17 protein-coding genes are annotated in these 15,613 nt (G+C 70.3%); 7 read left to right on the plus strand and 10 right to left on the minus strand.

Features of this window, described 5'->3' with window-relative positions; genetic code table 11:
- Window positions 1-10 precede the first annotated feature (10 nt).
- Both dmpG and H0S66_RS18610 read right to left on the minus strand, forming a co-directional pair.
- A complete protein-coding gene (dmpG, locus tag H0S66_RS18605; RefSeq protein ID WP_179616685.1) occupies window positions 11-1,099 on the minus strand; it encodes a 4-hydroxy-2-oxovalerate aldolase in 1,089 nt (362 codons plus the stop codon).
- Window positions 1,096-2,028, minus strand: a complete 933-nt coding sequence (locus H0S66_RS18610; RefSeq protein WP_276529357.1) for an acetaldehyde dehydrogenase (acetylating) — start codon at window positions 2,026-2,028, stop codon at window positions 1,096-1,098. Before H0S66_RS18610 ends, dmpG begins: the two co-directional genes overlap by 4 nt.
- A 35-nt stretch (window positions 2,029-2,063) precedes the next feature.
- Between H0S66_RS18610 and kstD the strand changes: the two genes are divergently transcribed.
- Together kstD and H0S66_RS18620 are read left to right on the plus strand one after the other, a co-directional pair.
- Window positions 2,064-3,812, plus strand: a complete 1,749-nt coding sequence (gene kstD / locus H0S66_RS18615) for a 3-oxosteroid 1-dehydrogenase (RefSeq protein ID WP_179616687.1) — start codon at window positions 2,064-2,066, stop codon at window positions 3,810-3,812.
- A complete protein-coding gene (locus H0S66_RS18620) occupies window positions 3,812-4,690 on the plus strand; it encodes a MaoC/PaaZ C-terminal domain-containing protein (RefSeq protein ID WP_179616688.1) in 879 nt (292 codons plus the stop codon). Before kstD ends, H0S66_RS18620 begins: the two co-directional genes overlap by 1 nt.
- 348 nt (window positions 4,691-5,038) lie before the next feature.
- Here the strand turns inward: H0S66_RS18620 and H0S66_RS18625 are convergent, their stop codons facing one another.
- The 3 genes from H0S66_RS18625 to H0S66_RS18635 are packed head-to-tail and all read right to left on the minus strand — an operon-like array spanning window position 5,039 to window position 7,217.
- Complete coding sequence (locus H0S66_RS18625) at window positions 5,039-5,458, minus strand: glutaredoxin domain-containing protein (RefSeq protein ID WP_179616689.1); 420 nt, start codon at window positions 5,456-5,458, stop codon at window positions 5,039-5,041.
- Window positions 5,458-6,672 (minus strand): DUF480 domain-containing protein, encoded by a 1,215-nt coding sequence (locus H0S66_RS18630; protein ID WP_179616690.1) that lies wholly within the window; start codon window positions 6,670-6,672, stop codon window positions 5,458-5,460. Before H0S66_RS18630 ends, H0S66_RS18625 begins: the two co-directional genes overlap by 1 nt.
- A 41-nt stretch (window positions 6,673-6,713) precedes the next feature.
- On the minus strand, window positions 6,714-7,217 hold the full coding sequence (locus H0S66_RS18635) for a 2'-5' RNA ligase family protein (protein WP_179616691.1): 504 nt from the start codon (window positions 7,215-7,217) through the stop codon (window positions 6,714-6,716).
- 42 nt (window positions 7,218-7,259) lie between these two features.
- Here H0S66_RS18635 and H0S66_RS18640 point away from each other — a divergent pair, with 42 nt between their 5' ends.
- Window positions 7,260-7,574, plus strand: a complete 315-nt coding sequence (locus H0S66_RS18640; RefSeq protein WP_179616692.1) for a DMT family transporter — start codon at window positions 7,260-7,262, stop codon at window positions 7,572-7,574.
- On the opposite strand, the gene H0S66_RS18645 is transcribed toward H0S66_RS18640, so the two are convergent.
- Window positions 7,567-7,824: a hypothetical protein gene (locus H0S66_RS18645; RefSeq protein ID WP_218876370.1), complete on the minus strand. Its 258-nt coding sequence runs from the start codon at window positions 7,822-7,824 to the stop codon at window positions 7,567-7,569. The genes H0S66_RS18640 and H0S66_RS18645 overlap by 8 nt on opposite strands.
- A gap of 191 nt (window positions 7,825-8,015) precedes the next feature.
- Between H0S66_RS18645 and H0S66_RS18650 the strand changes: the two genes are divergently transcribed.
- Entirely contained in the window at window positions 8,016-9,074 is a 1,059-nt protein-coding gene (locus tag H0S66_RS18650; protein ID WP_179616693.1) for a DUF262 domain-containing protein, read from the plus strand.
- 640 nt (window positions 9,075-9,714) lie between these two features.
- Window positions 9,715-10,728 (plus strand): IS481 family transposase, encoded by a 1,014-nt coding sequence (locus H0S66_RS18655; RefSeq protein WP_179532377.1) that lies wholly within the window; start codon window positions 9,715-9,717, stop codon window positions 10,726-10,728.
- Window positions 10,729-11,123: 395 nt separating this feature from the next.
- On the opposite strand, the gene H0S66_RS18660 is transcribed toward H0S66_RS18655, so the two are convergent.
- Together H0S66_RS18660 and H0S66_RS18665 are read right to left on the minus strand one after the other, a co-directional pair.
- On the minus strand, window positions 11,124-11,546 hold the full coding sequence (locus H0S66_RS18660) for a cryptochrome/photolyase family protein (protein WP_179616694.1): 423 nt from the start codon (window positions 11,544-11,546) through the stop codon (window positions 11,124-11,126).
- 47 nt (window positions 11,547-11,593) lie between these two features.
- Window positions 11,594-12,001, minus strand: coding sequence for a hypothetical protein (locus tag H0S66_RS18665; RefSeq protein ID WP_179616695.1), 408 nt, complete (start codon window positions 11,999-12,001; stop codon window positions 11,594-11,596).
- A 40-nt stretch (window positions 12,002-12,041) separates the two neighbouring features.
- On the opposite strand from H0S66_RS18665, the gene H0S66_RS18670 reads away from it, so the two are divergent.
- Window positions 12,042-12,782 (plus strand): dienelactone hydrolase family protein, encoded by a 741-nt coding sequence (locus H0S66_RS18670; protein ID WP_179616696.1) that lies wholly within the window; start codon window positions 12,042-12,044, stop codon window positions 12,780-12,782.
- 131 nt (window positions 12,783-12,913) lie between these two features.
- On the opposite strand, the gene H0S66_RS18675 is transcribed toward H0S66_RS18670, so the two are convergent.
- Window positions 12,914-13,771 carry a phosphotransferase family protein gene (locus H0S66_RS18675; RefSeq protein WP_179616697.1) on the minus strand — a complete coding sequence of 286 codons (858 nt, stop codon included), beginning with the start codon at window positions 13,769-13,771 and terminating at the stop codon, window positions 12,914-12,916.
- Window positions 13,772-14,032: 261 nt separating this feature from the next.
- On the opposite strand from H0S66_RS18675, the gene H0S66_RS18680 reads away from it, so the two are divergent.
- On the plus strand, window positions 14,033-14,968 hold the full coding sequence (locus tag H0S66_RS18680; protein ID WP_179616698.1) for an HNH endonuclease: 936 nt from the start codon (window positions 14,033-14,035) through the stop codon (window positions 14,966-14,968).
- A 160-nt stretch (window positions 14,969-15,128) separates the two neighbouring features.
- On the opposite strand, the gene H0S66_RS18685 is transcribed toward H0S66_RS18680, so the two are convergent.
- Window positions 15,129-15,605 carry an MOSC domain-containing protein gene (locus tag H0S66_RS18685; RefSeq protein WP_218876371.1) on the minus strand — a complete coding sequence of 159 codons (477 nt, stop codon included), beginning with the start codon at window positions 15,603-15,605 and terminating at the stop codon, window positions 15,129-15,131.
- Window positions 15,606-15,613 lie beyond the last annotated feature (8 nt).

Consider the following 15,613-nt stretch of genomic DNA (forward strand, 5'->3'; position numbering starts at 1 on the left):
TAACCGACCCTCACCCGTTCGCGGCCGCCTTGTCGGCCTCGGCGCGCAGCATCAGCGCGATGTCGACGAGCTGGTCCTCCTGGCCCCCGATCAGCTTGCGCCGGCCGGCCTCGAGCAGGATCTTGGCGCCGGAGACGTCGTAGCGCTCGGCGGCGTTCCCGGCGTGCTTGAGGAAGCTGGAGTAGACGCCGGCGTAGCCCATCATCAGCGTCATCCGGTCGAGGCGGCACTCCTCGGGCATCGCCGGGCGGATCACGTCCTCGGAGGCGTCGACGACCTGCAGGAAGTCGACCCCGGTGCGCCACCCGAGCTTGTCGCAGACCCCGATGAAGGCCTCCAGGGGCGTGTTCCCCGCGCCCGCGCCGAAGCGGCGCACCGACCCGTCGATCTGGGTGGCGCCGGCCCGAGCGGCGATGACGGTGTTGGCGACGCCCAGCCCGAGGTTCTCGTGGCCGTGGAAGCCCACGTCGGCGACGTCGCCGATCTCGGCGACCACCGCCGAGACCCGGTCCGCGGTCTGCTCCATCACCAGCGCGCCGGCCGAGTCGACGACGTACACGCACTGGCAGCCGGCCTCGACCATGACCCGCGCCTGGCGGGCCAGCACCTCCGGCGGCTGGGTGTGGCTCATCATCAGGAAGCCGACGGTCTCGAGGCCGAGCTCGCGGGCCAGCCCGAAGTGCTGGATCGAGGTGTCGGCCTCGGTGCAGTGCGTGGCGATCCGGCAGATCTGACCGCCGTTGTCCTGCGCGGCGCGGATGTCGTCCTTGGTGCCCACGCCCGGCAGCATCAGGAACGCGATCCGGGCCCGCACGGCCGTCTCGGCGGCGGTGCGGATCAGCTCCTGCTCGGGGGTGTGCGAGAAGCCGTAGTTGAACGACGAACCGCCCAGGCCGTCGCCGTGGGTCACCTCGATCACCGGCACGCCGGAGGCGTCGAGCGCGGCCACGATGTCGCGCACCTCGGTGGTGGTGAACTGGTGGCGCTTGTGGTGCGAGCCGTCGCGCAGGCAGGTGTCGGTCAGCCGCAGGTCGAGGTCGCCGCCGTGGCGCCCGCTCCAGGTGCGGGACAGGTCGTCGATGCCGGTCGAGTGGTTCATCGGGTCGCTCCCAGGGCCAGGGCCTGCATCGATCGGGCGATGGTGTCGCCGACGCGGGCCGCGGCGGCGGTCATGATGTCGAGGTTGCCGGCGTAGGGCGGCAGGTAGTCGCCGGCGCCCTCGACCTCGACGAAGACCGAGACCTTGAGCTGGCCCTGCGTGGCCGGCGAGGGCTCGTCGAGCTGCGGCTCCTGGAGGAGCCGGTAGCCCGGCACGTACTCCTGCACCGCCTTCTCCATCGCGGTCACCGAGGTCAGGATCGCGTCGCGGTCGGCCTCGGGCGGGACCGCGCAGTAGATCGTGTCGCGCATGATCATCGGCGGCTCGGCGGGGTTGAGGATGATGATGGCCTTGCCGCGCGCGGCCCCGCCGATGCTCTCGACCCCGGCCGCGGTCGTGCGGGTGAACTCGTCGATGTTGGCCCGGGTGCCGGGGCCGGCCGACATCGAGGAGACCGAGGCGACGATCTCGGCGTACGACACCCCACCGACGTCCTGCACGGCCCGCGAGACCGCGGCGACCATCGGGATGGTGGCCTGGCCGCCGCAGGTGATCATGTTGACGTTGGGCGCCTCGGCGTGGGCCTCGCCGTTGACCGGCGGGATGACCGCGGGACCGACGGCCGCGGGCGTCAGGTCGACGGCGCGGATGCCGGCCGCCTCGTAGCGCGGGGCGTACTCGCGGTGCACGTGGGCCGAGGTCGCCTCGAAGACCAGGTCGGGCAGCTCGTCCTGCGCCAGCAGCCAGTCGACGCCCTCGTGGGAGGCCTCGAGGCCGCGCTCGGCGGCCAGGCGCAGGCCCTCGGACGCCGGGTCGACGCCGATCATCCAGCGGGGCTCGACGTGCTCGCTGCGCAGCAGCTTGTACATCAGGTCGGTGCCGATGTTGCCGGGCCCGACGATGGCGGCGGTCAGCTTCTGGTTGCTCACGGGCGCCATGCTAGAACCTGTTACAGTTTTGCGCCATGACGGGTACGCCGCGCGCTCCTCGAGCCGCCTCCAGCAGCACCAACGGCAGCACCACCGGCACCATCACTGCCACCGACCCCCTGCCCACCGAGGTCGACGTCGTCGTCGTGGGCGCCGGCGGCGCCGGGATGACCGCCGCGCTGGCCGCCGGTGCCGCCGGGCACGACACCCTCCTGGTCGAGAAGAGCGGCTACTTCGGCGGCTCGACCGCCCGCTCCGGCGGAGGCGTGTGGATCCCCGGCAACTACGCGCTGCGCGAGGCCGGCCAGGTCGACCCCGACGACCACGAGCAGGCGATGGCCTACCTCCAGGCGATCGTGGGCGACGCGGTGCCGCTGGAGCGCCGCGAGACCTATCTGCGCCGCGGCCCCGAGGTGCTGGACTTCCTGCGCGAGCGCACCCCCCTGCGCTTCGCGTGGGTGCCCGGCTACAGCGACTACCTGCCCGAGCAGCCGGGCGGGCGGGCGGCGGGGCGCAGCTGCGAGCCGGTGCCGCTCGACGCCTCGTTCCTGGGCGAGGAGCTCGAGCGGCTGCACCCGCCGTACACCAAGGCGCCGGCCAACATGATCGTCACCCAGGCCGACTTCCGGAAGATCAGCCTGGGCATGCGCACCTGGCGCGGCCCGGCCACGATGCTGCGGGTGCTGGTGAAGCGGGTCGTCGCCGGCCTGCGCGGGCGCCGGATGTACGCGATGGGCAACGCCATCGTCATCGGCCTGCGCCAGGGTCTCGTCGAGGCCGGCGTGCCGGTCGCCTACGACACCGCGCTCGACGAGCTGGTGCTCGAGGACGGTCGCGTCGTGGGCATCCGGGTCACCCGCGACGGACAGCGCCACGAGATCCGCGCGCGCCGCGGCGTGGTGCTGGGCAGCGGTGGCTTCGAGCGCAACCTGGAGCTGCGCGAGAAGTACCAGCCGCAGCCGACCTCGGTCGAGTGGACCACCGGGTCGCAGTTCAACACCGGCGCCGGGCTGCTGGCCGGCATCGCCGCCGGCGCGCAGACCGACCTGCTCGAAGACTCCTGGTGGGGCCCCACGATCCCGCTGCCGGGGCGGCCGTGGTTCTGCCTGGCCGAGCGCAACCTGCCCGGCTCGATCATCGTCAACGGCGACGGGCGCCGCTTCATGAACGAGGCCCTGCCCTACGTCGAGGCCGTCCACGAGATCTACGCCGGCGAGGCCACCGGCGTGCAGCACGTGCCGGCCTGGATGGTCATCGACCAGCGCTACCGCAACCGCTACCTCTTCGCCGGGCTCGGCCCGCGCCAGCCCTTCCCCGGGCGCTGGTACAAGGAGGGCGTGATCAGGAAGGCCGACTCGCTCGAGGGCCTGGCCGAGCAGATCGGGGTGCCCGCCGCCCACCTGACCGCGACCGTGGAGCGGTTCAACGGCTTCGCCGCCACGGGTGTCGACGAGGACTTCCACCGCGGCGACTCCGCCTACGACAAGTACTACTCGGACCCGAGGGTCACGCCGAACCCGTCGCTGCACCGCATCGACCAGGGGCCGTTCTACGCCGTCAAGATCGTGCCCGGCGACCTCGGCACCAAGGGCGGGCTGGTCACCGACGAGACCGCCCGGGTGCTGCGCCCCGACGGCTCGGTGATCGAGGGGCTCTACGCCGCGGGCAACGTTTCGTCGGCGGTGATGGGCCGCACCTACGCGGGCCCCGGTGCCACCATCGGACCCGCCCTCACCTTCGGCTACCTCGCCGTCGAGCACCTGACCGGGCAGGAGGCCCACTGATGCCCATCGACCCCGACCTCGCGATCGGCGCCGACCTCGGCGCCCGCACCTTCTCCTGGGACCCCAGCGACGTGCTGCTCTACCACCTCGGCATCGGCGCGGGCTGGCGCCCCGGCGACCAGGTCGACGAGGCGGCGCTGCGCTGGACCCTCGACGGCCCCGGCCTGCAGGTGCTGCCGTCCTTCGGCGTGGTCGCGCCCACCTTCCACGAGACCGACCCGCCGCCGCTCGACCTGCCCGGCTGCGACATCGACCTCGCCCAGGTGGTGCACGGCTCGCAGTCGATCACCGTGCACGCCCCGCTGCCCCCGTCGGGCTCGGCGAGCGTGTCGACGCGGATCAGCGACGTGTGGGACAAGGGCAGGGCGGCCGTCATCTGGCAGGAGGCCACCGCCACCACCGACGACGGCACCGCCCTGTGGACCACCCGCTCGTCGATCTTCGTGCGCGGCGAGGGCGGCTGGGGCGGCGAGCGCGGCACGTCGGCGACCGTCGAGCTGCCCGACCGGGCGCCCGACACCGAGACGTCGTACGCCGTCACCCCGCAGCAGGCGCTGCTCTACCGGCTCTGCGGCGACCGCAACCCGCTGCACGCCGACCCCGCCTTCGCGCAGGCCGCCGGCTTCCCCGCTCCGATCCTGCACGGGCTGTGCTCGTACGGCATCGTGCTGCGCGAGCTGACCGAGCAGCTGCTCGACGGCGACGCCGCCGCGGTCGGCGGGTTCACCGCCCGCTTCGCGGGGGTGGTCTTCCCCGGGGAGACGATCGGGGTGCGGGGCTGGCGCGAGGGTGACCGGGTCGTCGCCTCGGCCACGGTCGTCGGTGGTGGGCGCGACGGCTCGCCGGTGCTGGCCGACTGCGTCCTCGACCTCGCCTGAGGTCGCGCACCGGCCACGTCGTTGGTCGAGCAGCGACGAGCGCCAGCGAGGAGTGGAGCCCCCGTTGGTCGAGCAGCGACGAGCGCCAGCGAGGAGCGTCGCCGAGACCCGGTGAGCGCCGCGCCCGCCGTACGCCGGGTGATTGCGGGGTTTCGAGACGGTTGCTGCGCAGCCTCCTCAACCAACGATGTCGTTGTTCGAGCAGCGACGAGCGCCAGCGAGGAGCGTCGCCGAGACCCGGTGAGCGCCGCGCCCGCCGTACGTCGGGTGGGCCGGGGGTCTCGCGACCGTTGCTGCGCAACCTCCTCAACCAACGCCCGTCGGTCTGAGCCGCCGCGAGGGCGCCGGTCAGCGAGCGTCGAGCTGCTCGCGGACCCACCGCACCGTCGGCGCCGTGCGCACGGTCCCGCGCGAGAACACCGTCGGCACGGTCGCGTCGCCGCCGTTGACGCTGCGCACGCGCGCGAGGGCGTCGGGGTCGCTGGAGATGTCGACCCAGACGACGCGCCTGCCGGTCAGCAGCAGGCCCAGGCGCAGCTTGAGGCAGTGGTGGCAGCCCGGTCGCCAGTAGACGACCGGCAACCGCTCCTCGCGCCCCCGCTTGCGCCCGGCCGCGTCGCCCGGCGAGCTGGGGAACAGCAGCGGAGAGAGCAGGAACGCCAGCACGATCATCACCAGCGCGCCGACCACCGAGCCGACGCCCGGGTCGCTGCCGAGCATCACCCCGGCCGCCACCAGCAGCGCGGCCGAGCCGCCCCAGCGGCCCATCAGGGCTGCCCGCCCAGCACGTAGAGGCGCTGGCTGGTCTCGCCCAGCGCCGCCCGCGGGCCGCGCACGAACCTCTCCACGTCGACCAGGCCGGCCGCCTCGACGGCCGCCACGACCTCGGCCGGGTCGTGCTGCACGAACCCGAGGCCGCCCTCCCCGAGGTCGACGTCGAACCAGCTGTCCAGGCGGCGCACCTCGTGGCCGGCCTGAAGGGCGACCAGCAGCACTCCCCCGGGCGCCAGCGGGCGGGCCAGCGCGGCCAGCGCGTCGGGCAGCTCGGAGCCGGCGAGGTGGGTCAGCGAGTGCCAGGCCAGCACCGCGCCCCAGCCGGCGGCGGACTCCGGGCGCATCAGACGGCGCAGGTCGCCGGTCTCGTAGCGGACCCCAGGGTGCCGCTCGCGCGCCTGGGCGACCATCTCGGGGGTCAGGTCCAGGCCGCGGGCGTCGGCCCCCAGACCCGCCAGGTGGGCGGTCACGTGGCCCGGCCCGCAGCCCGCGTCGACGACCGGCAGCCCGTCGGCGGCCCGCACGACCCGCTCGAGCAGCCAGCGCTCGAACGGCAGGTCGTCGAGCTCACCGGCGAAGCGCTCGGCGTAGGGCCCGGCCACGGCGGCGTACGCCGCGCGGACCCGCTCGTCGCGGCGCTCCGGGCCGTCGGCCAACGGGCTCTCCCGGTCGACCGGGGCAGCCGCCGCGGGGGCCGGCTCGGCCTCGGCGGGCCCCAGCAGGTGCACCCACCGGTGGTCCTGCTCGCGGGGGCGGCGCTCGAGCTGGCGGACCAGCGGCTCCTCGCGCGCGGCGAGCCGGGCCAGGCAGGCGGCCACCTCGTCGCGGTCGGCGAAGGTGTGCAGCCGCTCGGTGCGGGTGCGCAGCTCGCCCGGCGACTGCGCCCCGCGCAGCAGCAGCACGGTGAGCAGCGCCCGCTCGTCGTCGCCCAGGCCCAGCACCTCGTCGAGGGCCTGGTGGTACTTCAGGGTGCGGCGCCCGGTGTCGGACCACACGATCCGCAGCAGGCCGCGCTCCTTGAGCGCGTGGGCGGTCTGCTTGACCTGCTCCTCGTCCAGGTCGGTGACCGGGTCGCGGCTGCTGGACTGGTTGCAGGCGGTGCGCAGGGCGCCGAGCGTCATCGGGTACGAGGCCGGGACGGTCACCTGCTTCTCCAGCAGGGCGCCGAGGACACGCTGCTGGGTCGCGTCGAGTGGCTGGTCGAGCATGCGCCCAACCTACGTGGCGCGCGGGCCGCGCCGCGGGCGACTCACAGGTCGTGCACCTCGCCGGCGTCGGGGTCCCAGTGCCGCAGCCCGCCCAGGCGCAGCTCGAGGTCGGCGTCGACACCGGCCAGCGCCTCCAGCGCCCGCGGCATGTCGCCCGGCTCCAGGCGGCGCGCCAGCGTCACGTGCGGCACCCAGCCCAGGTGGCGCCGCTCCGGGACCTGCACGCGCACCGCGAGCACGCGGCGTACGACGTCGTCGGCGAGCTGGACGGGCCGCGCCAGGGTGACCCGGCCCTCGCCCAGCAGGAGCACGCCGCCGACCAGCGCGGTGACCGGCAGCAGCGGGGCGAGCCGGGCCCGGGCCACGTCGAAGGCGGCGTCGGGCAGCTGCTCGGCCTCCACGACGCTGACGTGCGGGGCGTTGGTGCTGCCACGGTGGTCGAGCTGCGAGGGCAGGCCCGCGTCGCGCAGCGCCTGCCACTGGGCGCGCACCGCCTCCTGCCCGGCGTCGTCGGGGACCAGCTCGAAGGAGTGCAGGCGCGGCATCCGCCCATCCTGCCCCGGCACCCCCGTGCCACGATCACCCGCATGGCCTGGTTCGTGCTCGTGATCTCCGGTGTCCTCGAAGCGGTGTGGGCCACGGCCCTGGGCCGGTCCGACGGGCTGAGCCGACCGGTGCCGTCGGTCGTCTTCGGCGTCGCGGTGGTGCTCAGCATGCTCGGCCTGGCGCAGGCGATGCGCACCCTGCCGGTCGGCACGGCGTACGCCGTGTGGGTCGGCATCGGCGCGTCGCTGACGGTCGCCTACGCGATGGTCACCGGCGACGAGCCCGCCGACCTGGCGCGCGTCGCGCTGCTGGTGGGCCTGGTCGGCTGCATCGTGGGCCTCAAGCTCGTCAGCTGAGCCACCGAGCGGCGCGCCGGCTGTGGACAGCCTTCGTCGCGGGCTCCATCCGGTCGTAGAGGTTGGCGATCATCCGCGAGCGCGGGTTGCCGGCGAAGACCGCGTGGTGGTCGCGCACGAAGGTCCAGTAGAGCGCGTCCCAGTCGGCCTCCCAGTCGCCGCGCGGCAGGTCGCTCATCTTGCGCAGGTAGTTGGACCCCGACACGTACGGCTTGGTGGTGACCGCCTCGCCGGAGGCGAACTGGCTCATCGCGTGGACGTTAGGGACCATCACCGCGCCTAGACATCGCACAGCAGCATCCGTGCTTGGCGGTCACAGGATCAGCCACCAGCGGTCGTTGGTGCTGATGACGATCGACTGCGCGTTGCCACGTCGACTTAGCGTCAACGAGTTAAGGTCCAGAGCGTCGATGCCTCGTGACAGGTCGATCTAGGAGCAGGATGAAGAATTTTGATACCCGGGCGTACAGCATCTCGGACTTCGCGGAATGGAACGCGGCTGGTCGTCTGATCCTGGATCCCAAATTTCAGCGCAGGTCAGTTTGGACTCGCCAAGCGAAGTCGTATCTTATAGACACCGTTTTGCGGGGCAAGCCAATGCCCAAAGTCTTAATCACACAGTCCCTGATTGATGGAAAGAATGTGCGTACCGTTGTTGACGGTCAACAACGGCTGCGCGCCATTCTTGAGTACTTGGATGGCAGTTTTACCGTCTTAAGGGGTCACAACTCCCAGCATGCGGGCCTCCTGTACGAAGAACTTCCCCCAGAAGTGCAGCAATCGGTATGGCAGTACGAGATTGGCGTTGACGTTTTATTCGAAACAGAACTAAGCGAACTGCTGGATACTTTCGCTCGATTGAACACCTACTCGGTAAAACTGAACGCAACAGAACTCTTGAACGCAACCTACTTAGGTGCGTTCAAAACGACGGCTCATACTCTGGGACACCGATACGCTGAGTACTGGATCGATGCAAAAGTACTAACCGTTTCCCAAGTCGCTCGCATGGCGGAGGTCGAGCTCTCAGCCGACCTACTCGGGGCACTCCTGGATGGGGTTTCCCCGAAGAAGCAGATCCCCGCACACTATAAGCGATACGACGGGGATGCCTCCGAGGCAGAAGTCAACGCCCAGGCTGAAGCCTTTGACGATGTGATGCGCTTCATCGGCGAGGTATACGACCCGCAGGATCTAGCAAATACGAACTTCAGAAGAATTCACCTGTTCTACTCCATGTTCATCTCAGTCGCTAACATGCTCCTGCAGCGTCCGAGCCTTGTCACGAAGCCGATCGCCCCTATGCGGCCACGTGATGTGCGGATTGTCCTGGACGACATATCCGCAGAATTCGATGCGTTTGCTGCGGGCGACGTAGACGGGGTCTTCGATGGGATGGACAGGTTCGTCGAAGCTTCACGACGGGCGACTACCGATGAAGACAAGCGACTTTTCCGATCGGAGTTCATCTCTGCTCGCCTGTCCTCTATCAAGGCATGAGCCCGACCGCTCAATCCACATGGGAGGACTTCTCCGCGCAGCTCTCGACGTGCCGGGAACTGAGGGCAAAGGTACTCGACACTGACATTCCCGATCAGGGGCTGCACCTGGTCTATGAGTCCATACTCATGCGCGCATTCCGAACTCTAGAAACGAGCCTTGAAAAGACCTTTGTAGCTTACATGCTCGGGGAATATACATTGGCGGGGCACGAGGTTCCTAGCTGTCTGAGTGCACGAGATAGGTCTCACGCGAACGTAGTCCTTCTCGGGGCAGGTAACAAGTGGGTCGACTGGACCGATGCCACTGCAGTACGAGCGCGCTCACTAGTGTTCTTCGGCGAGGAAAATCCGATTGGTTTAAGCTTGGCGAGTTTTTCTCAACAAATGGGCTGGATGCGAAGCCTGAGAAATCATGTCGCGCACGACAGCGTCGAGAGCAAGGGTAAGTATCTACGCACTTTGACCACCATGCTCACTGTCGCTCCCATTTCCGCGCCGTCGGTTGGCGAGTTCCTTGCCTCGCGCCCTAGCTGTTCTGACCACGGACGTTAGGTACGGCGGGTCGGCTGGACCATGACGAAGACCTCCGGGTGAGGTGTGGAGCTACCACAGCAACCACATCCACCACGGAGGTCTTCATGACCCACGCTAACGCCACCCTCACCCCAGCCGGGCGACTGCGTCTGGCCCAGCTCGTCGTCGACCACGACTGGACCTACGCCCGTGCCGCCGAACGGTTCTCCGTCAGCATCACCACCGCCCGCCGCTGGGCCCTGCGTTACCGCGAATCCGGCAGGGCCGGCATGGTCGACCGGTCCTCACGACCGCACCGCTGCCCAAACCAGCTGCCCCGACGAACCGAGCGTCGGATCGTGAGCCTGCGAGTCACCCGGCGCTGGGGACCGGCCCGGATCGCCTACCACCTCGGGCAGAACCCCTCGACCGTCCACCAGGTCCTGCGCCGCTACGGCTGCCCACGGCTGAAGTGGACCGACCCCGCCACCGGCACCCGGATCAAGACCTCCTCGCGGGACAAGCGACGCTACGAGCACGCCGCACCGGGCGATCTGGTCCACGTCGACATCAAGAAGCTCGGCAAGATCCCCGACGGCGGCGGCTGGCGCGTCCACGGCCGCGGATCAGCCCAAGACCGCAGCGCCGGCGCCACACGCGACCGGGCCGCCCGCTCCGGTGCCACACCCTCGCGCGGCTACGTCTACCTCCACCACGCCGTAGACGACCACTCCCGGCTGGCCTACTCCGAGATCCTCACCGACGAACGCAAGGAGACCGCCGCAGGGTTCTGGCAACGCGCCCGCGCCTACTTCGCCGAGCACGGCATCGCGGTCAGCGCCGTCTTGACCGACAACGGCTCCTGCTACCGATCACGGCTCTGGGCCGCGACCCTGGGCCAGGACGTCAAACACCGCCGCACCCGCCCCTACCGGCCCCAGACCAACGGCAAGGTCGAACGCTTCAACCGCACCCTGCTCGAGGAATGGGCCTACGCCTGCGCCTACACCTCAGAAGCCGACCGCGCGTCCGCCTACCCGGAGTGGCTCCATCACTACAATCACCACCGCGGCCACACCAGCCTCAAAGGCAAGTCACCCATCGACCGCGTGCCCAACCTCCCCGGGCAGAACACCTAGCAAGGGTGCCTTGAAGCAGCGCGAAGTGCTGTCGTATTTCTTGGATCGATCTGAATCTTTGATGAAAGAGGCCCTTGAGTACGTTGAGCCGTCAGCAAATTCGACCAGCCTGGCTTAGGTGCGAATTCTCGTAAGCACAGCCGAACGAAGGCGAAACGCCTACGGCCAGGACGTCTCACCGTCGCAAAGTACTCGCCCCTTGCGTCGAGAACTTCAGACGCCGCCCGACGTACGCGCATTGGTCGGGGTCCTCCGACGCCGCGTGCCCACCCAGTGCTTCTCGCAGCACTGAGTCGCGATGTCGCTACCAGGGTCGCCCATGGGGGTACATGTCAGCGAACTCTCTCTTGAGGACTCGAGTGCACGCACTCGCCGCTCGTACAGCGCGCGAGAAATCAGCGATCTCCCGACCAAGATCCAACTCGTCTGGAACCCAGACCAAGGACGTCCTCGGGGCGCAGCGCGTAGCCCCCGTCGGCCAGCGCCGCGGTCAGGTCGCGGCTGAGCCAGTCGTCCACGACGTCGTACGCCGTCACCTGCTGCGGCGCGAGCCGCTCGACGAGCGTGGCGAGCGCCCGCCGGCTGGTGGTGCGCCCGTCGGTGTCGACCTGCTCGACGGTGAAGCCCGCCTCGTGCAGCCGGTCCGCGAACCGGCGCATGCTGGCCCGGTGCAGGACCAGCTTGTGGGTGTGGAAGCGGTACTGCCGGAAGAGCAGGTCGTGCTCGACCAGCACGAAGACGGTGCCGCTCGGCGCCTCGAGGTGCTCGACGAAGAGCTGGTGCGGCAGCACCAGCCGCACGTGCGCGGTCGACGGCATGACCCGACCCTAGGCAGGCGGCTCGGGCTGGTCCCTCACCCGCGGGGTCAGCCGGCCCAGGTCATCGCCACGACCGTGCCGACCAGCAGGATCTCCAGGACCAGGACCAGCAGGGCGACGCTGGCCAGGGTGCTGGCGCACGTGGACGGCTCGCGCGCGGCGGCGGAGCCCGGGCGGCCGGAACCCGCGCCCACCCAGGCGAGACCGAGCAGCGTGGCCACCGGGACCGCCAGGAGGACCGACACGCGCGGCACGATCGACGACAGCCACCACCAGCCCGCACCCGGGCCATCGGCGAAGGCCGCGACGACCCATGGCAGCTGCGCGAGGACGACGAAGCCCGCCAGCACCCAGGTCGCGACCACCAGGACGCGTCGCAGGTCGTGCTGCAGCTGGGCGGGCCGCTCCCCGTCCTCGACGGGGAAGCGGTGGTCGGGCTGGACGGGACCGGGCATGTGCCCACCCTAGGTGCGCCGTCGCCCCTAGAGTCGGCGCATGACGCAGCCCGACCGGCCGGACTGGCCCGGCTCCTGGACCCCCGGCTCGCACACCCTCGACGGGGTCACCCACGCGACGTACCGCCGCGGCACCGGCCCCGGCGTGGTCGTGGTGCACGAGATCCCCGGCCTGACCGCCGAGGTGGTCGGCTTCGCCGACGAGCTCGTCGACGCCGGCTACACCGTGGTGCTGCCGCACCTCTTCGGTGAGGCCGGCCGCCCGATGAGCGTGGGGCAGGTCGCGAAGGTCCTGCCCCGGGTGTGCATCAGCCGCGAGTTCACCGTCATGGCCACCGGGGAGACCTCACCGGTCGTCGCCTGGCTCCGCGACCTCGCCCGCACCCTGCACGACGAGCTCGGCGGCCCCGGCGTCGGCGCGCTCGGAATGTGCCTGACCGGCGGGTTCGCCCTCGCCATGGCCGTCGACACCTCGGTCGCCGCCCCGGTGCTGTGCCAGCCGTCGCTGCCGTTCGCCGTCGGTCGTCGCCGCTCCGCCGACCTGGGCCTCTCCCCCGCCGACCTCGACGCCGTCAAGCGGCGCGGCTGCAGCGTGCTGGGCCTGCAGTTCGAGAAGGACCCCACCACCGGGACCCGCTTCGACACCCTCGACCGCGAGCTCGGCGACGCGTTCCTCCGCGTCGACCTGCCCGGCCGGGGCCACTCGACCGTCACCGTGCACCGCCGCCAGGAGGCGGTCGACCGGGTGCTCGGCTTCTTCGAGGAAGTCCTCGGCGCCTAGCCCGCGCGGAGTGGTCACTGACGACACCGCCGACGCTCGCCGCGACGTCATCTGTGACCACTCCGCGGTGGGGACAGGCGGCACACCCACGTGCGGGCGCTGCTCGGCTTCTTCGAGGAGGTCCTCGGCGCCTAGCCGGTCGCTCGGCGCAGGACCCGCCGCAGGTGCTGCTCGAGCCGCTGGCACTCGTCGTGCGCCGTCACCCAGGCGCTCCGCCCCGGCGGCGGCAGGAAGCCGACCACGTCCATGACGTCGAAGTACGGCTGCGGCTCGGCCCCGGTCCGCGCGACGTACGCCGCGGCGAAGGCGTCGGCACGGTCGCTGCCGTGGCGGACGGCGATGTTGGTGCAGCAGTGCGCGACGTCGAGCCACACCGGTCCGACGGACGTCTCCACCCAGTCCACGACCCCGGTCACCCTCCCCCGTGACCACAGCACGTTGCGGTGGTGGAAGTCGCGGTGGACCAGCCGCGGCTCGTGCGCGGGGGGCTCGGTGCGCAGCAGGTCGAACGCGCCCTCCCAGACACCCCGGTCGCAGGCCCACGCCGGGACGACGTGCTTCGCCTCCCACGCCCAGGACTCGTAGGCCCGCAGCCCGGGGAGGGGCGGGACGTCGTGGACCGCGGCCAGCACCCGGGCCAGCTCGTCCAGCGACTCGTCGTCCACGCGGTCGACGTCGACCGCCCCGGGGACGAGCGTCATCAGGTGGGCCGGGACGCCGCAGGCCGCCCCGTCGGCGTCGAGGGCCAGGGAGCGCGGCGCCGGCACAGCGGAGCCCACCAACGCCTGCTGCACCTCGCTCTCGCGGGTGGTCAGGCCGGCGCCGTGGCTGCGCCAGGGCTCCCGGTCCATCAGCCGCAGGACGACGTCTCGGTGGGACTGCGTCGACAGCGCCAGCATCGTCGACGTCCAGCCGCCGACCAATTCCCGTGAACCCGTGACCTGCGAGGTCCGTCGCGCCGCCCAGTCGAGCGCGGGTCCGCCATCCATGCGATCGATGCTAATCGGGCCGTAGTTGCCGACAGTCCAACCTTCTGGCCGGCCCCCGCCGCCTGGTGACTGGGCTGAGCACACTCGCGGCCGTCGCCCGGACGGTTATGGCAGGCAAGTCCGACCCGCTAATTCGTGCTTCAGGCGTCCAACGCTGCTTCCGGAGCAGATGAGCCAGATCAGCCATCTCGGTAAAACCGCACCCTCCGAGTCCTCGGGATTCGGCGTCGTCTGTCGGTCGTCGCCTTTACGATCCCGCCCATGGAATTGGTGGTCCTTCTCGCCCTGCTGGCGATCTACCCGACGTACCTCGTCATCCGGAACATCCTCAAGGAGCGGTACTTCGCGAGCGAGGAGTTCCAGGCGCACAAGGCCGAAGTCGCCGCCATGGTGGCGGAGCACAACGAGGTCACCAACTACACCGCGGAGATCCGCAACTCGGGGTCGTTCCAACTCGGGGCGTCAGCGACGGGTCGTCAGGCAGGGCTGGCCTCGTTCGAAAACACCAGCAACTGGAACTACCGCCGAGACCGCAACGTCGCCAACTACGCCGCGCCGAACGTCCACAACTGCTCGCTACAGGTCGTCCGCAACGCCAGCGCCGACCCGCTGAAGTACCTCATGAAGTACTTCAACATCAAGGCGACCGAGGACAACCTGACTGAGGTCGAGAGCCTCGGCGAGAGCATCGCCAGCCTGGAGAACGCAGTGTCGAACCTCGCGAAGCGCGAGGAAGAGATCGCGGTCTCTATCGACCCGCCTCCCTTCATCCTCAAGCACTACCTCCACGAGTTCATGGAGCGTGTCGGCGTCGAGCTGTCGCCGATCAGCGTGCCCTACCCCGTCTATGCCTTCGAGTACGTGAGTGCCGGTGGGAACAGCTCGCAGCGCGCGACAATCACTCTGGACACCCGGACGATCGATGCCCTGGTCGAGACCCTCTCCACGAAGATTCGCTGGCGAAAGAGTGCCGCTGGACAGCGGGCCCTGATGACCGCGCGGCTGAGGACGCACATCAAGACCCGGGACAACTACACGTGCCAGCAGTGCTCCATCTCCGTCTACGACGAGCCCCACCTGCTGTTGGAGGTGGACCACATCGTCCCCGTCTCCCGGGGAGGCCTGTCCGCCGAGGAAAACCTGCAGACGCTGTGCTGGCGCTGCAACCGCACGAAGTCGAACAAGCTCCCGGCGTGACGCTGCTGCGTTCTAATGCGGACCACCGATGTTCATCGCCAACTACCCAAGGGCAGGTTCGTGATCTTGGACGGGACCGCGCGTTGCTGCCGGCGCTGCGCTATCCACCACCAGCTACGACGCAACGTAGCGCTGAATGAGCCGCACGGATAACTTTGCTTCACCCCCTATAGGCGGCGCCGAAGAGCGTCTCGGACTCGTCGACCCCGTCGAGCGCGACCGCGTCGCCGAGTCGTACCACGCCGCCCTCGAGCACCCGGCAGACCGACCCGCCGCGCCGGCGCAGGGCGGCCTGCGCCCCGACCCCGATGGTGTCGTCGAGCAGCTTGCAGGGCGCGGCGACCCGCACGACCTCCAGCACGACCGGCCCGACGCGGATGATGCTGCCGGGCGCCTGGGGCACCACGCCGTCGGAGACGGTGATGTTGCGCCGGGTTAGCGCGGCCGGCACCTCCGCGCCGAAGACCTCGGTGGCCTCGTCGAGCGACTGCTGGCTCTGGATCGTGACCTGGCGGTGCCGGGCTCCGTGGTAGCGGTCACCGACGATCCCCCGCGCGGTCTCGACCTCGACCTGCTCGGAGGGACGCATCGGGAGCCGTCGGCCCTTGGCGGTGTGGAGCAGCGAGACGGTCGGCACCCGACGAG

It is taken from the genome of Nocardioides marinisabuli (assembly GCF_013466785.1).
GTDB lineage: Bacteria > Actinomycetota > Actinomycetes > Propionibacteriales > Nocardioidaceae > Nocardioides > Nocardioides marinisabuli.

What these genes read in the sequence shown, in the direction of transcription:
- dmpG (WP_179616685.1), bottom strand. Translation starts at nt 1,099, where the DNA reads ATGAACCACTCGACCGGCATCGACGACCTGTCCCGCACCTGGAGCGGG.
- kstD (WP_179616687.1), top strand. Translation starts at nt 2,064, where the DNA reads ATGACGGGTACGCCGCGCGCTCCTCGAGCCGCCTCCAGCAGCACCAAC.
- H0S66_RS18620 (WP_179616688.1), top strand. Translation starts at nt 3,812, where the DNA reads ATGCCCATCGACCCCGACCTCGCGATCGGCGCCGACCTCGGCGCCCGC.
- H0S66_RS18625 (WP_179616689.1), bottom strand. Translation starts at nt 5,458, where the DNA reads ATGGGCCGCTGGGGCGGCTCGGCCGCGCTGCTGGTGGCGGCCGGGGTG.
- H0S66_RS18630 (WP_179616690.1), bottom strand. Translation starts at nt 6,672, where the DNA reads ATGCTCGACCAGCCACTCGACGCGACCCAGCAGCGTGTCCTCGGCGCC.
- H0S66_RS18635 (WP_179616691.1), bottom strand. Translation starts at nt 7,217, where the DNA reads ATGCCGCGCCTGCACTCCTTCGAGCTGGTCCCCGACGACGCCGGGCAG.
- H0S66_RS18640 (WP_179616692.1), top strand. Translation starts at nt 7,260, where the DNA reads ATGGCCTGGTTCGTGCTCGTGATCTCCGGTGTCCTCGAAGCGGTGTGG.
- H0S66_RS18645 (WP_218876370.1), bottom strand. Translation starts at nt 7,824, where the DNA reads ATGAGCCAGTTCGCCTCCGGCGAGGCGGTCACCACCAAGCCGTACGTG.
- H0S66_RS18650 (WP_179616693.1), top strand. Translation starts at nt 8,016, where the DNA reads ATGAAGAATTTTGATACCCGGGCGTACAGCATCTCGGACTTCGCGGAA.
- H0S66_RS18655 (WP_179532377.1), top strand. Translation starts at nt 9,715, where the DNA reads ATGACCCACGCTAACGCCACCCTCACCCCAGCCGGGCGACTGCGTCTG.
- H0S66_RS18660 (WP_179616694.1), bottom strand. Translation starts at nt 11,546, where the DNA reads ATGCCGTCGACCGCGCACGTGCGGCTGGTGCTGCCGCACCAGCTCTTC.
- H0S66_RS18665 (WP_179616695.1), bottom strand. Translation starts at nt 12,001, where the DNA reads ATGCCCGGTCCCGTCCAGCCCGACCACCGCTTCCCCGTCGAGGACGGG.
- H0S66_RS18670 (WP_179616696.1), top strand. Translation starts at nt 12,042, where the DNA reads ATGACGCAGCCCGACCGGCCGGACTGGCCCGGCTCCTGGACCCCCGGC.
- H0S66_RS18675 (WP_179616697.1), bottom strand. Translation starts at nt 13,771, where the DNA reads ATGGATGGCGGACCCGCGCTCGACTGGGCGGCGCGACGGACCTCGCAG.
- H0S66_RS18680 (WP_179616698.1), top strand. Translation starts at nt 14,033, where the DNA reads ATGGAATTGGTGGTCCTTCTCGCCCTGCTGGCGATCTACCCGACGTAC.